Source organism: Amorphoplanes friuliensis DSM 7358 (assembly GCF_000494755.1).
Lineage (GTDB): Bacteria > Actinomycetota > Actinomycetes > Mycobacteriales > Micromonosporaceae > Actinoplanes > Actinoplanes friuliensis.
On the sequence record NC_022657.1, the window covers coordinates 9,294,211 to 9,308,076 of the forward strand.

General features: G+C 70.7%; 12 protein-coding genes and 1 pseudogene. 6 read left to right on the forward strand and 7 right to left on the reverse strand.

Features of this window, described 5'->3' with window-relative positions; translation table 11 throughout:
- Window positions 1-437: 437 nt before the first annotated feature.
- Window positions 438-1,379: pseudogene (locus AFR_RS42900) on the forward strand (metallophosphoesterase); the annotation flags it as partial.
- Between the two features lie 124 nt (window positions 1,380-1,503).
- Entirely contained in the window at window positions 1,504-4,665 is a 3,162-nt protein-coding gene (locus AFR_RS42905) for a UvrD-helicase domain-containing protein (protein ID WP_023563121.1), read from the forward strand.
- Window positions 4,666-4,817: 152 nt separating this feature from the next.
- On the opposite strand, the gene AFR_RS42910 is transcribed toward AFR_RS42905, so the two are convergent.
- Complete coding sequence (locus AFR_RS42910; protein WP_023563122.1) at window positions 4,818-5,162, reverse strand: hypothetical protein; 345 nt, start codon at window positions 5,160-5,162, stop codon at window positions 4,818-4,820.
- Between the two features lie 100 nt (window positions 5,163-5,262).
- Window positions 5,263-5,964, reverse strand: a complete 702-nt coding sequence (locus AFR_RS42915; protein ID WP_041841600.1) for a prepilin peptidase — start codon at window positions 5,962-5,964, stop codon at window positions 5,263-5,265.
- Between the two features lie 173 nt (window positions 5,965-6,137).
- Between AFR_RS42915 and AFR_RS42920 the strand changes: the two genes are divergently transcribed.
- Window positions 6,138-6,839, forward strand: a complete 702-nt coding sequence (locus AFR_RS42920; protein ID WP_023563124.1) for an LppU/SCO3897 family protein — start codon at window positions 6,138-6,140, stop codon at window positions 6,837-6,839.
- A 90-nt stretch (window positions 6,840-6,929) separates the two neighbouring features.
- Entirely contained in the window at window positions 6,930-8,132 is a 1,203-nt protein-coding gene (locus AFR_RS42925; protein WP_023563125.1) for an ATP-binding protein, read from the forward strand.
- Here the strand turns inward: AFR_RS42925 and AFR_RS42930 are convergent.
- Complete coding sequence (locus AFR_RS42930) at window positions 8,129-8,611, reverse strand: GNAT family N-acetyltransferase (protein ID WP_023563126.1); 483 nt, start codon at window positions 8,609-8,611, stop codon at window positions 8,129-8,131. The two genes, AFR_RS42925 and AFR_RS42930, sit on opposite strands and share 4 nt — an antisense overlap.
- A 219-nt stretch (window positions 8,612-8,830) precedes the next feature.
- Between AFR_RS42930 and AFR_RS42935 the strand changes: the two genes are divergently transcribed.
- Window positions 8,831-9,373, forward strand: a complete 543-nt coding sequence (locus tag AFR_RS42935) for a DoxX family protein (protein ID WP_041841602.1) — start codon at window positions 8,831-8,833, stop codon at window positions 9,371-9,373.
- A gap of 82 nt (window positions 9,374-9,455) precedes the next feature.
- Window positions 9,456-10,973, forward strand: coding sequence for a glycosyltransferase 87 family protein (locus tag AFR_RS42940; protein ID WP_023563128.1), 1,518 nt, complete (start codon window positions 9,456-9,458; stop codon window positions 10,971-10,973).
- A gap of 67 nt (window positions 10,974-11,040) precedes the next feature.
- Here AFR_RS42940 and AFR_RS42945 read toward each other — a convergent pair whose 3' ends face one another.
- The 4 genes from AFR_RS42945 to moaC are packed head-to-tail and all read right to left on the reverse strand — an operon-like array spanning window position 11,041 to window position 13,614.
- Window positions 11,041-11,472 (reverse strand): molybdenum cofactor biosynthesis protein MoaE, encoded by a 432-nt coding sequence (locus AFR_RS42945; protein WP_023563129.1) that lies wholly within the window; start codon window positions 11,470-11,472, stop codon window positions 11,041-11,043.
- Window positions 11,469-12,695, reverse strand: a complete 1,227-nt coding sequence (locus AFR_RS42950) for a molybdopterin molybdotransferase MoeA (protein WP_023563130.1) — start codon at window positions 12,693-12,695, stop codon at window positions 11,469-11,471. The genes AFR_RS42945 and AFR_RS42950 overlap by 4 nt, the downstream gene beginning before the upstream one ends.
- Complete coding sequence (locus AFR_RS42955) at window positions 12,692-13,177, reverse strand: MogA/MoaB family molybdenum cofactor biosynthesis protein (RefSeq protein WP_023563131.1); 486 nt, start codon at window positions 13,175-13,177, stop codon at window positions 12,692-12,694. Before AFR_RS42955 ends, AFR_RS42950 begins: the two co-directional genes overlap by 4 nt.
- Window positions 13,174-13,614, reverse strand: coding sequence for a cyclic pyranopterin monophosphate synthase MoaC (gene moaC / locus AFR_RS42960; RefSeq protein WP_438829966.1), 441 nt, complete (start codon window positions 13,612-13,614; stop codon window positions 13,174-13,176). Before moaC ends, AFR_RS42955 begins: the two co-directional genes overlap by 4 nt.
- Between the last annotated feature and the right edge of the window lie 252 nt (window positions 13,615-13,866).

The window sequence follows — 13,866 nt, forward strand, 5'->3', positions numbered from 1 at the left end:
GGTTGTCCGCGCCCGCCGAGGCACCGGCGATGCCGGTTGCGCCGGACCTCGAGACTGGCCGCACGGCTTCTCCGGACCTCGCAACTGGCCGCACGGCAGCCCCGGACCTCGCAACTGGCCGCACGGCAGCGCCGGACCTCGCGACTGGCCGCACAGCAGCGCCGGACCTCACAACTGGCCCCACGGCTGCACCGGACCTCGCGACTGGCCGCACAGCAGCGCCGGACCTCACAACTGGCCCCACGGCTGCACCGGACCTCGCGACTGGCCGCACAGCAGCGCCGGACCTCACAACTGGCCCCACGGCTGCACCGGACCTCGCGACTGGCCGCACAGCAGCGCCGGACCTCACAACTGGCCCCACGGCTGCACCGGACCTCGCGACTGGCCGCACAGCAGCGCCGGACCTCACAACTGGCCCCACGGCTGCACCGGACCTCGCGACTGGCCGCACGGCAGCGCCGCACCCGGATGACAGCCGTCCGTCAGCGTCGGATCGAGGCGAAGAACAACCGACGGCGGCCGCTCAGCAAGGTGAGCCCGACAACGACCAGCCTGGGATCGACCGTCGCCTCCTGCTCGCCCGGGGCGCTGCGATCTTCGCCGGCCTCACCGCCGCGGGGATCACCGGCTACGGCGTGAAGACCGCCCTCGGCCCGCCTCAGCTCGATCGGGTGCAACTCCCGCTGGCCAAACTGCCGCGCGCCATGGACGGCACCCGGCTGGCCGTTGTCTCCGACATTCACCTCGGGCCATTGACCGGGCCGAACCACGCCGCCCGGATCGTCCAGCTCATCAACTCCGTGAACGCCGATGTCGTCTGCATCGTCGGTGACCTCGTCGACGGAAGAGTTGCCGAGCTGGGCAAATACGCCGCACCGCTGGCCGATATCCAGTCGCGGCGGGGCGCCTACTTCGTCACCGGCAACCACGAGTACTACTCCGGCTTCCAGGAGTGGGTCGACGAGGTCGCCCGGCTGAACGTGCGGCCGCTGCGCAACGAGCGGCTCGAGCTCGACGGCATGGACCTGGCCGGGGTCAACGACCTGGGTGGCACCGAGTTCGACGACGGGCCCGATCTGCAGCGTGCGCTGGGCGACCGGGACACCACACGACCGGTCGTGCTCATGGCGCACCAGCCGATCATCGCCCAGGACGCCGCGCCGTTCGGGGTGGATCTGCAGGTGTCGGGGCATACGCACGGTGGGCAGATGGCGCCGTTCAACCTGCTGGTCAAGCTCGAGCAGCCCGTCGTCAGCGGGCTCGGCAAGGTGGACGGCGTGCCCGTGTACGTCACCAACGGCGCCGGCTTCTGGGGGCCACCGGTTCGGGTCGGGGCGCCGCCGCAGGTCAGTGTCATCGAGTTGCGTACCCCTTAGAAGTGAATCTTGGGGGTTCTGCTGAGCCACGGACCGGATCTCCGCAGGATTCAATCGTGGATCGGTTATGTCACTTCGCGCGTGGCGGCTCGTGGCGCGCACCGCGCTCGTGACAGGATGCAGCGTGCCCTCGGACAGCGCAGGGTCCTCGGTCACCGCGGACACATACGTCGCGGATCTGCACATCCACTCCAAGTATTCGCGTGCCTGCAGCCGCGACCTGACCTTGCCGAACCTGGCCTGGTGGGCGCGCCGCAAAGGCATCGCGGTCCTCGGCACCGGTGACTTCACGCACCCGGCCTGGTTCGACCACCTCCGCGAAAACCTGCACCCCGCCGACGAGCCCGGCCTCTACCGGCTCAGTGGCGACGCGGAGCAGGAGGTCAGCCGCAAACTGCCGCCGATCCTGCAGGGCACCGACAACGCGCGGTTCATGCTCAGTGTCGAAATCTCCACGATCTACAAGCGCGACGACCGCACGCGCAAGGTCCACCACCTGATCTACATGCCGGACCTCGACGCCGCCGCCCGGTTCAACACCGCGCTGGGCCGCATCGGCAACCTCACCGCCGACGGCCGGCCCATCCTCGGCCTGGACTCCCGCGACCTGCTGGAGATCGTGCTCGAGGCCAGCCCGGACGGCTACCTGGTGCCGGCGCACATCTGGACGCCATGGTTCTCGGCGCTGGGCTCCAAGTCCGGCTTCGACGCGATCGCCGACTGTTATGCCGACCTCGCCGACCACATCACGGCCGTCGAGACCGGTCTCTCCTCCGACCCGGAGATGAACTGGCGGGTCTCGAGCCTGGACCGCTACCGCCTGGTGTCCAATTCGGACGCGCATTCGCCCGCCGCGCTGGCCCGCGAGGCGACACTCTTCACCGGTACGCCGGACTACTTCGCGATCAAGGACGGGCACACACTCGCCGGCACGCTGGAGTTCTTCCCCGAGGAAGGCAAGTACCACGCGGACGGGCACCGGGTCTGCGGCATCAACTGGGCGCCGCAGAAAACCCGCGACCACGGCGGCCGCTGCCCGGAGTGCGGCAAGCCGCTGACCGTCGGGGTGCTCAGCCGCGTCGAGGATCTGGCCGACCGGACCACCGGCGGCGAACGCCCGCAGGACGTCGTCCACCTGATCCAGCTCGCCGAGATCCTCGGTGAGATCAACGGTGTCGGCCCCAAGTCGAAAACCGTGGACGGCCAGCTCAACCACCTCGTCGCGGGTCTCGGCGCCGAGCTCGACATCCTGCGCAGAGTCCCGCTCGACGACATCGGCCAGACCGGCGGTGAGCAGCTCCGCGAGGCGATCGACCGGCTGCGGCGCGGTGACGTGCGCCGGATCTCCGGGTACGACGGCGAGTACGGCGTCATCACGCTCTTCGAACCCGGCGAGCTGCGTAACAAGCAGAGTGCCCCGCAAGCCGAGACACTGTTCGACATGTTGCCCGTGCCGGTCCCGCAGCAGCGCAAGGCCGAACCCGCGATCGGCCGCGCGACCGTGCCCAAAGCGGTCAAGGAGCCGAAGAAGAAGGCGCCGCCGCTGCCACCTCCGGCGAGCCCGCACGAGCCGTTCGAGCCGATGCTCGCCGGCATGGAAGAGGTCGGCACCGGCCTGCTGGACCGCCTCGACGCCATGCAGCGTGTCGCGGCCTCGGCGCCGGGCGGGCCACTGCTGATCGTCGCCGGCCCGGGCACCGGCAAGACCCGTACGCTCACGCACCGGATCGCGTACCTCTGCGCTGAGCTGGGCGTTTTCCCCGAACGCTGCCTGGCGATCACCTTCACGCGTCGTGCCGCGGAGGAGATGCGGCACCGCCTCGACGCGCTGATGGGTGACGTCGCCGAGGACATCACGGTCGGCACGTTCCACTCGGTCGGGCTGACCATCCTCAAGGAGAACGCCAAGGCCGCCGGCCTCGGCGCCCACTGGCGCATCGCCGACGACGCCGAACGCACCGCGGCCCGTGAGCAGGCCGGCGACGACGACCACGCGTACGCCAAACTGCTCCGCCAGCAGGACCTGGTCGACCTGGACGACCTGCTCACGATGCCGGTAGCGCTGCTCCGCGACGAGCCCGACCTGGTCGAGCGCTACCGCAAACGCTGGCAGTGGATCTTCGTCGACGAGTACCAGGACGTCGACGACGTGCAGTACGAGTTGCTGCGCCTGCTCTCGCCCGCCACCGGCAACCTGTGCGCGATCGGCGACCCCGACCAGGCGATCTACTCGTTCCGTGGCGCCGACGTCGGCTACTTCCTGCGCTTCTCCCGCGACTTCACCGACGCCCGCCTGGTCCGCCTGACCCGCAACTACCGCTCCTCGGCGCCGATCCTCGCCGCGGCCGTGCAGGCGATCGCCCCGACCACCCTCGTCGCCGGCCGCCGCCTCGACCCGGCCCGGGTCAACCCCGAGTCCCCGCTGGTCGGCCGCTATTTCGCCGGCAGTGTGGCCGACGAGGCCGACTTTGTCGTCCGCACGATCGACGAACTCGTCGGCGGACTCTCCCACCGATCCCTCGACTCCGGCCGCATCGACTCCCGCGCGGTCACCCCCGGCACGCTGTCCTTCGCGGACATCGCCGTCCTCTACCGCACCGACGCGCAGGCACAAGCTGTGGTGGACGCGTTGTCGCGTGCCGGCGTACCCGTGCAGAAGCGGTCACACAACCGCCTGCGCGACCGGCCCGGGGTCCAGATCATCGCCCACGAGCTGCAACACGCCGACGGCCTCGGCGGCTCCCTGGCCGCGCGCGTCAAGCTGACAGCTCAGGTCCTGGCGCAGCGTTACGCCGCGCCGACCCTCGACGCCGAACAACTCGCGCCCGAGGACATCTGGACGGCCGCTGACCTGCTCATGCCCCTCGCCCACCGCATCGGCGAGGACATGACGCGCTTCCTCCAGGAGATCGCCACCGGCGCCGAAGTCGACGCCCTCGACCCCCGCGCCGAAGCCGTCAACCTCCTCACCCTCCACGCCGCCAAAGGCCTCGAATTCCCCGTGGTCTTCCTGGTCGGCTGCGAGGATGGCCTCCTCCCGCTGCGCTGGCCCGGCACCAAACCCACCGACGACGAAACAGCCGAAGAACGCCGCCTCTTCTTCGTCGGCCTGACGCGTGCCCAGGACCGCCTCTACGTCAGCCACGCGGCCCGCCGCTTCCGCCACGGCAAGGAACGCGAACAGGTCCCGAGCCCGTTCCTCGACGCGATCGACACCGGCCTCTTCGAAAAAATGGGCGACCGCGTGCCGTCCCGTCCCAAGGACCGGCAGCTGCGGCTCCTCTGACCGCGCAAGATCAAATTCTGGAACATGTCGTGCCTGGTTGCAGGGTTCTGACCGTCGCTCACGCCGAGACCGGGCCCGGGCGGCCACTCGCCCAGGGCTCGTAAACAGCCGCCCGCACCCTGCCGGCTTCGTGCTCCCCGAACCCCGACGACTCAGGCAGGTCGGATGGTGAGCAGGTCGGGTGACGGAAGCTCGGTGAGGCCTGGCGTTTCGATGCCTGTCCACTCGATGCCGCCGAGGACGTCTCCGCGTTGGGGGTCCCCGATCGTGTAGAGAAACAGCCCGTCGTAGGAGTCTCGAACACCGGCGTTGACCTCGATCGTCATGCCTTCGCCACGGCCGCGCTCGAAGTCGATCGAGGGGCATCCGCATCCGCAGGTGCCGACGACGAGTACGTCGGCGGCTTGGCGGCGCAGCGCTTCGACGTTCGGGAAATCAATGCTCAGGAGCGCCTCGAGGACCGCTTGTTCTCGCTGCGTCAGTGGCCGTGCATCCATGCCGGTGATCGTTGCATCAGCGGTCGGCCGGCGGGTAGGCCGGTCAGCGCAGGCGGTCGCAGGTCTGCAACGACTCTCGATCCGGTGAATTTGACGGCGGTCAAGTGGTCACGAGGGCGACGAGAGCACCGATCAGGAGAGCTGGGCCGAGAGGCAGGGCGGTTCGGCGTTTTGCTCTGCGGGTGAGTAAGAGGGTCAGGGCGATCGGGCCGTTGATCAGGTGCGGGGTCAGGAGGCCGATGGCTACCGCGGGCCAGCCGGCGAAGCCCAAGGTGAAGCAGAGGACCGCCGCCAGCTTCACGTCGCCGAGGCCCAGCCCGGCACCGGGCAGGAGGGCAACCAGCAGGTAGACCAGCCCGGTCAGCAGCGCGGCCAGCCCGGCGCGGGCCAGGCGGTCCGGTTCGCCGATGAGGAGAGCGCTCAGGCCGAGAGGGACGACGGTGACCGCAGCCAGCACCGCCACCAGGGGATTGGGGAGGCGCAGGCACCGCAGGTCGACAGCAGCCAGAAGGATGCCCAGCACCGCCGCCGGAAGCAGAACGGCCAGGAGCGGCGTCGGGCCGACGGTCGCACCCAGCAGACCCGTGACCAGGGCACCCGTGGCAATTGTCCACACCGGGGGCGGGGCGCATCGGCACGGTGCTCCGACGCTTACCCAGGTTGAGAAAGAGGTCTGGCAGGTCGCGCAGACCGCGCGGGGCGGGGAACCGCGGGGGACCGACAGGCGGTGGGTGACGCGGGGGAGGAAGGCTGCCGCCGCGCCGCCGAAGAGGGCGGAGAGGACCGCGACCGGAAGCGACACGGGGCTGAACGGTAGTGGTCCGGCCGGCGGTCCGCGGGTCGCGTTGCCGACAGTGGCGGCGATTAGCACCGTTGTCGCCGAGTTGAGCCCGGGACGGCGCGATTCCGGGAGGGATCGTGCCGGAGGTCCACGCTACGGTGGCCTACAGCGAACCCGCGCCTGGAGGAACCCCGATGTCGCAGAACGGCCCCTACCCCGGCCAAGGCTGGTCGGCCGGCGGATCGTCGGGTTCCGACGAGCCGTACACGGAGCCGGCCGACCCCTGGGGTGACGCCGCCACGCACTCGTCCCCGGCGCCCGACGTCGCCTGGGGTGGTCAGCCGATGTCGGTGCCGCCGGCCAATGAGAGTTCGACCGGCTATCACCCCTATTCGGCGGCCGTGCCCAACGGTGCTCCGCCGATGTGGCAGCCGCCGCCCGCCGCGCCACTGCCGCCCAAGCGGCGGAACACCCCGATCATCGCCCTGGTGATCGTGCTCGGCCTGCTGATCTGTGGAGGTCTGGGCACCGCGGCCTGGCTGGTCCAGCGCGGCGACAACGACCCGACCGCGGGCCGCACCGGCTCTCCGACGGCTTCTGCGACCACCAACGGGACCGTGCCCGAGCCGCAGAGCAGCGAGGACGCCCGTTTTGTGGCCAAGGGGCAGTGCGTCCGCAACGAGGGCAACGCCGACGACAGCCCCGATCTCAAGATCGTGTCCTGTGCGAGCGGCACCTACGAGGTTCTCAAGCGGGTCGACGGGCGCACCACCGGTGAGGCCGACGCCGAGTCGAAGTGCGGCAAGGTGGCGAAGTACACCAAGTGGTACTTCTACGACAGCGAGCTGGACAGCCTCGACTTTGTGCTCTGCCTCAAGGAGTATGGCGTCGACTAGCAAGATCTAGCATTTTTGCTAGATAGTCGTAGAAGACGTTCGAATCCCGTCTCTAGCTTTTTGGCTAGAGAGCCCGATACGGTGCTATCCGTGGATCCGGTCCGGAACCCGTACGCGCCCGGCGCCGGCCAACGGCCGCCCGAGCTGGCTGGACGTGGCCGTGAGCTGGACGCCTTCGACGTTGTCCTCGAGCGTGTCGCCCGCGGCCGGCCCGAGCGCAGCCTCGTCCTGACCGGCCTGCGCGGTGTCGGCAAGACCGTCCTGCTCAACACCCTGCGGTCGGCGGCGATCGGCCGGCTCTGGGGCACCGGCAAGATCGAGGCCCGTCCCGATCAGTCGCTGCGCCGCCCCGTTTCGTCCGCACTCCACATGGCCATCCGCGAGCTGAGCCCGCACCACCGCAACCCCGACCGTGTCGACGAGGTCCTGGCCGTGCTCAAGGCGTTCGCGCTGCGGGCCAACGACTCGTCCGCGAAGCTGCGTGACCGGTGGACACCCGGCATCGACGTGCCCGCGGCCCGCGGTCGCGCCGACTCGGGCGACATCGAGATCGACCTGGTCGAGCTGTTCACGGACGCGGCGTCGCTGGCCACGGACGTCGGCACGGGCATCGCCCTCTTCATCGACGAGATGCAGGACCTGGGCCCGGCGGACGTGTCCGCCCTGTGCGCGGCCTGCCACGAGCTCTCCCAGCTGGGGGCACCGCTGATCGTGGTGGGCGCCGGTCTGCCGCACCTGCCGGCGGTGCTGTCCGCGGCGAAGTCCTACTCGGAGCGCCTCTTCCGCTATCAGCGCATCGACCGTCTCGACCGCATCGCCGCCGATCTGGCGCTGTGCGCGCCGGCCGCCCGCGAGGACGTCGAATACGAGGCGAAGGCGCTGGACCTGCTCTACGAGAAGTCCGGCGGGTATCCGTACTTCGTTCAGGCGTACGGCAAGGCGACCTGGGACCACGCGCCGACGTCGCCGGTGACCGCCGAGGACGTGCTGGTGGCGGCACCCGAGGCGGAGGCCGAGCTGGCCGTCGGGTTCTTCGGGTCGCGGTTCGAACGCGCAACACCGGCGGAACGCGAGTACATGCGCGCTATGGCGTCCCTCTCCGGCGAGACGGACAACGACATGGACGCGGCTGTGCCCACGTCGGACATCGCGGCGGCGCTGTCCCGCCGCCCGGCCAGCCTGTCCCCGGCCCGCGACGCCCTGATCAAGAAGGGCCTGATCTACTCCGGCGAACGCGGCACGGTGGCGTTCACCGTGCCGCACTTCGGGCGCTACCTGCGCACTCAGCCCTAGAGGTTGCGCCAAGGGCTGGGGTAGCGCGCCTTGACCTTGTTCAGGGCGAGCACCTGCCAGGCATCACCGGCCGACGACCAGTCGCTGATGATCCCGAACGGTGCTGCGGGCACAAAACCGAACCGCTTGTAGTAGGCCGGATCGCCGAGGACGAGCACCAGCCGCTCGCCGGCCTCGGTGGCCCGGCGCAGCGCATCCTTGATGACCTCCGCGCCGAGACCCTGCTTCTGCCGGTCGGGAAGGACGGCCACCGGGCCGAGCGCCAGACCTGTCTCACCGCCGATCATGATGCGGCTGAGCAGCGCGAACGCCACCACCTCGCCGTTTTCCTCCGCGACCACGGAAAACTCGGGCATCCAGGCGTGTGTGGATCGCAGGGCGTCCACCAGCCGCGCTTCGGCGTCGGACTCGAAGGCGGCCGTCAGCATCTGCCGCACGGCCTCGATGTCGTCGTCCCGTTCTTCTCGAACGTCACTCATACCCTCCAACCCTACGGGCCGGCCACGCACGGACCTGGCAGGGTGCGGGCGGCCGTTCACGAGCCCCTGGGCGAGTGGCCGCCCGCGCCCGGTCTCGGCGGGAGCGACGGCCGGAGCCAGGCAACCAGGCACGACAGGCTTCTGATTTTGAGGTCGGGGAGTTCCAGGATTTACCCCCGGACGGGCGCTTGAGGCTCTGAGCGCGGGTATAAACGGGCTATGAAGCCTGTGCGTACTGCAGCCCGCGCCATGCTCGGTGCGATCTTCGTCGTGAGCGGAGTTCGGATCGTCCTCGACCCCGATGCGAAGGTCGACGCGGCCAAGCGTGTCACCGACAAGGTCGGGCCGATGCTCCAGCGGGTTGATCCGCGGCTGCCCAGCGACGCTCGCACGCTGGTGCAGGCCAAGGCTGCCTCCGACGTCGTGGCCGGGTTGATGCTGGCCAGTGGGCGGATGACACGTCCGGCCGCGCTGGTGCTGGCGGCCAATCTGGTGCCGACGACGTTTGCCGGGCATCCGTTCTGGACGATGCCGAAGCCGGAGCGGACGCAGCACGAGACGCACTTCCTGAAGAACCTTGCGCTGCTCGGCGGGCTGCTGCTCGCGGCGGCCGACACCGAGGGACGGCCCGGGCTGAGCTACCGGACGAGCCACGCCGTGGAACGCTCGCAGCGCTCGGTGCGCCGGGCCGTGCGGACCGCCAAGCGGGAGGCCCGGATCGCCCGGCGGTCGGCGGTCGCCGCACGCAAGATCCCCGGGTAAATCACCTAACCGGCTCGCCCGCCGTTAAGTGGTCGAAGCGCTCTCGACCGGCGCCGGGACCGAGTAACGGGGAGGTCGCGCCATGCCCGCGATGCGGACGGCTGCGCGTCCTGTCACGACCAGGTCCGTCGTGGTCGTTCTCTCCTGCATCGGTGTCCTGGCCGCGATAACCACGATCGCCCAACGGTACGGGTTCAGCAGCCTCGCGATCGACCGTGCGGCGGTGCAGAGCTGGCTCGCGGGCGACGGGTTGTACGCGTACCGGTCGACGCGTACCCAGCTGGGCACCGCGCTGCCGCCACCGGCGCTGTTCTTCGTCTCGCCGGCGGTGCTGTTGCCGCTCGGGCTCGCCGGCTGGCTGACCGCGCTGGCCGGTGTCGCCGCGCTCGGCCTGTCACTGGTGGCGCTGGTCGGACCGGTCGCCCGGCGGTACGGCCGCCGCCGCTGGCCCGTCGTCCTCGCAGCAAGCGCACTGGCGCTGACCGCCGAGCCGGTACGCGCCGCACTCGGCATCGGCGCCCTCGACCTGCTGGTCTTCGGGCTGATCACGGCCGACATCGTCGCCCTGCGCCGCGGCGCCTGGGCCCGCAGCCGGGCCGCCTGGTGGCCGGGCCGATCCGCCTCCGCCCCACCAGGACGAACGGCCGGTGACCTGACCCGGCGCGCCTGGGCAACCGGCGCCTGGGCCGGCCTCGGCACCGGAATCGCCACGGCGCTGGCGGTCACCCCGGCATTTTTCATCGCCTACCTGGTCGTCACCCGACAGTGGCGAGCCGCAGGCCTGGCTGTCGGCACGGCGCTGAGCGCCGCCCTGGCCGCTCTGGTGATCACGCCCCGGGAGACCACGGCCTGGTTCAGCGAGGTGCTGTGGCGGATCGACCGGTCGGGGCCGGTCGACGCGATCGGCAACCAGTCGCTGGCCGGTGTGCTGGCGCGCATCTACGACTCGGCGACGACACCGGTGCTGCTCTGGCTGTCGTTCTCCCTGCTGCTGATCGCGGTCGGTTTCATCCGGGCGCGAGCGGCCCACGCGGACGGCGACGAGATCGCGGCGTTCACCCTGATCGGCCTGACCGCGGCGATCGTCGGGCCGGTGACCGACACACACGAACTCATCTGGGTGCTTCCGGCAACCCTGATCCTGATCGACTCCGCCGCTCGGCTGCGAGTGACAGCCGGGCGTCCGATGCCGGGCCGGAACCGGTGGCCCGGCCTGGGCTCGGCGATCTTTGCCGGGCTCACATATCTGCTCTTCGTGCTCGCTCCGATGTGGAGCCTGCACGACGCGTTCTCCGGGAACGCTTACGCGCTGGCGTTGATTCTGCTGGTCAACGCGTTGCCTTGGCGGCCTGGGGTGGCGCCGGCTTTCCCGATCAACCGGTGGCTGGGGCGCCCGGTTCTGCGCGAGGCCAGAGTTGGGCGTGCCCCGGGCACTGGTCGAGGTTCAGGCGCGGATCGTGCAGCCGGCACTTTGCCGGGCGGTGATCGCGGGGCCGACAGGCATCGGCCGGCGGCCGGGGACCCGCCGGGCCGCTCACATGTTCCGGGCGGACCGCTGCCAGCTGCATCCATCCCACCGCCCCGCGACCCAGGCCGCTGACGCCCGGCACCGCAATGCCGCAGCGGCGGCCCGACCAGCGTGGATCGGCCTTGTGTGGTGCGTGGGGTCAGGGGCAGTTGACCCATTCTTCGGTGCCGTCGGCGAAGACCTGGCGTTTCCAGATCGGGAGGCGGGCCTTGGCCTCGTCGACCAGACGGGCGCACGCCGCGAACGCCGCCGCCCGGTGGGCCGTGCTGACCGAGGCCACCAACGCCACGTCGCCGATCTGCAGCACGCCGACGCGGTGGGAGACCGCGACCGCGTAGACGTCCGGATCTGCGGCGATCTCGTCCGCGACTTCGCGGAGGATGGCGGCTGCGGTCGGGTGGCCTTCGTATTCGAGGAGGGTCACGCCGCGGCCGCCGTCGTGGTCGCGGACGACACCCTGGAACGACACGACCGCGCCGGCGCGGGGGTCGGACACGGCTTCCTCGTGGGCGGCCAGGGAAAGGGTCGCGTCGCGGATGTCGGCGATGCGTACCGATTCGATCGTGGTCATGGGCGTTCTCCGGCGTAGAGCGGCAGGGGCAGGAACGGGACGAGTTCGCCCGCGGCCGCCTGGGTGTCCGGGCGGACGACCACAAAACCGTGCGAGCCCGCGAGGCCGCGCAGCATCGCCGAGCCGACGTGGCCGACCGGTGTCGCCTTGCGGCCGTCCTGGTCGAGGGCGGCCAGCGCCAGGTGGGTGAAGCCGCCGCGGCCGGGGACCGGGGCGGTCAGCTCGACGCGGGGCAGCACCGGCAGGTCGCGGCCGTGGAGGCCGGCCAGCAGCGGCCCGACCAGCGAGATCAGGGCGATCACGGCGGACTGCGGGTTGCCGGGCAGCCCGGCGAGGAACCGCGGCCGGCCGGCCGGTCCGGGGACGCGGGCCAGCAGCATCGGGAAGCCGGGGCGCACCGCCACGGTGTTCATGACGTATTCCGCGCCGAGCTCGGCGAGGGCCGGGTGGAGGTGGTCGACGGGCCCGTTCATCGTGCCGCCGGTTGTGCAGACCACGTCCGCGACCTCGAGCGCCGAGCGGATCGCTGCGACGTGCGCTTCGAGAGTGTCCTGCACGGGACCGCGGACGGCGGACGGGTCGACCGTCGCGCCGTAGCGGCGCAGCCAGGCCGGGACCAGCGGGCTGAGCGAGTCGCGGACCCGGCCTGCACCCGGTGGACCACTGGTGAGGAGCTCGTCGCCGAAGACCAGCAGCGCCGCGCGGGGCAGTGGCCGCACCACGATCGTGTCGTATCCGCAGGTCGCCGCCATGCCGAGCACGGCCGGGTCGACGGGTGTGCCGGCCGGCAGCAGCTCTTCGCCCTGGTGGGCCTCGTCGCCGGGCAGTCGCCACTCGGGCAGGGGCCGGGGTGTGCCGTTCACGCGACCGTCGCTGTCGCGTGTGGACTCCTCGACGCGGATCAGGGCTTCGGTGCCGGCCGGGACCATCGCGCCGGTGGCGATCTCGACGCAGGTGCCGTCGCCGGTCAGGGGCTCGGCGGTGCCGCCGGCCAGCACCCGGCCGGTCGGACGCCACGGCGCCGGGCCGCGGACGGCCCAGCCGTCGATGCTCGACGTCGGGAACGCCGGCAGGTCGGTGAGGGTGACGAGCGGTTCGGCGAGCGTACGGCCGTCGGCGCCGGCCAGGGGCACGGTTTCGGCCGGACCCGCGGCGGCTCGCCCGGCCTCGTACGCCAGGGTGCGGGCTTTGTCCCAGTCGACCGGGAGATGCTGTGCGCTCACGAGGAAAGCCTATGGTCGCCGCCGCGGATCTGGTCGACGGTGTGGACAAGTATCGGGCCGAGCACCGCCAGTCCGTCCTTGGCTCCACCGCTTGACCCGGGCAGATTCACGATCAGGGTGTGACCGGCGACACCGGCCAAGCCGCGGGAGAGTGCGGCCGCCGGTACCTTGTCGCGGCTGTACGCCCGGATCGCCTCCGCGATGCCCGGCACCTCGAAGTCGAGCAGCGGCCGTGTCGCCTCGGGAGTCCGGTCCGTGGGAGTGACGCCCGTTCCGCCGCTGGTGACGATCACTGCTATCCCTTCCGCGAGGGCTGTCCGCAGCGCCTCGGCGACGGGTTCGCCGTCGGGGACGACAACCGGCTCCGGATCCACCTCGCAGCCGATCTCACGCAGACCGGCGACGAGCAACGGGCCACTGGTGTCGGCGTAGACGCCCGCAGCGGCGCGGTTCGAGGCGACGATCACTCGGGCGCGGATCACGGACGGTTCTCCGGGCGTACCCAATCTCCGGTCTTGCCGCCCTCTTTGTGCAGGACGCGGACGGCTTCGATGCTCGCGGCGGGGTCCACGGCCTTGACCATGTCGATCAGGGTGAGGCCGGCGGTGGCCACCGCGGTCAGCGCTTCCATCTCGACGCCGGTACGGTCGGCTGTCCTGGTCGTCGCGGTGATGTCGACGCCGGTGTCGGTGATCCGCAGATCGACGGTGACACCGTGCAGCCCGATCGGGTGACAGAGCGGCACGAGATCCGGCGTGCGTTTGGCGCCCATGATCCCGGCTATGCGGGCCACGGCGAGGGCGTCACCCTTCGGCAGGCCGTCACCACGGAGCAGGGCGACCACCTCGGCGGTGGTGACCAGCCGGCCGGCCGCGACCGCGCGGCGGACGGTGATCTCCTTGGCCGACACGTCGACCATGCGGGCGGCACCCTCGGCGTCGACATGAGTCATTTTCGCTGCGTTCGTCACATGCGACAGCGTATCCACGCCGCAGATGGTCTTGGCATTCCGACGCGCGTTCGCGGCGCATCGTCAGCGATCTCCCACTTTCCGTAGCCATTTCAGATGGCAATCCGTTCTACGCAGTGAATTGAGCCATCGGCCGCTTTATACCGGGAGCACGGCAATGCGATTGGACGTACATTGCAGTTCGACCCGGACAGCGGCCCG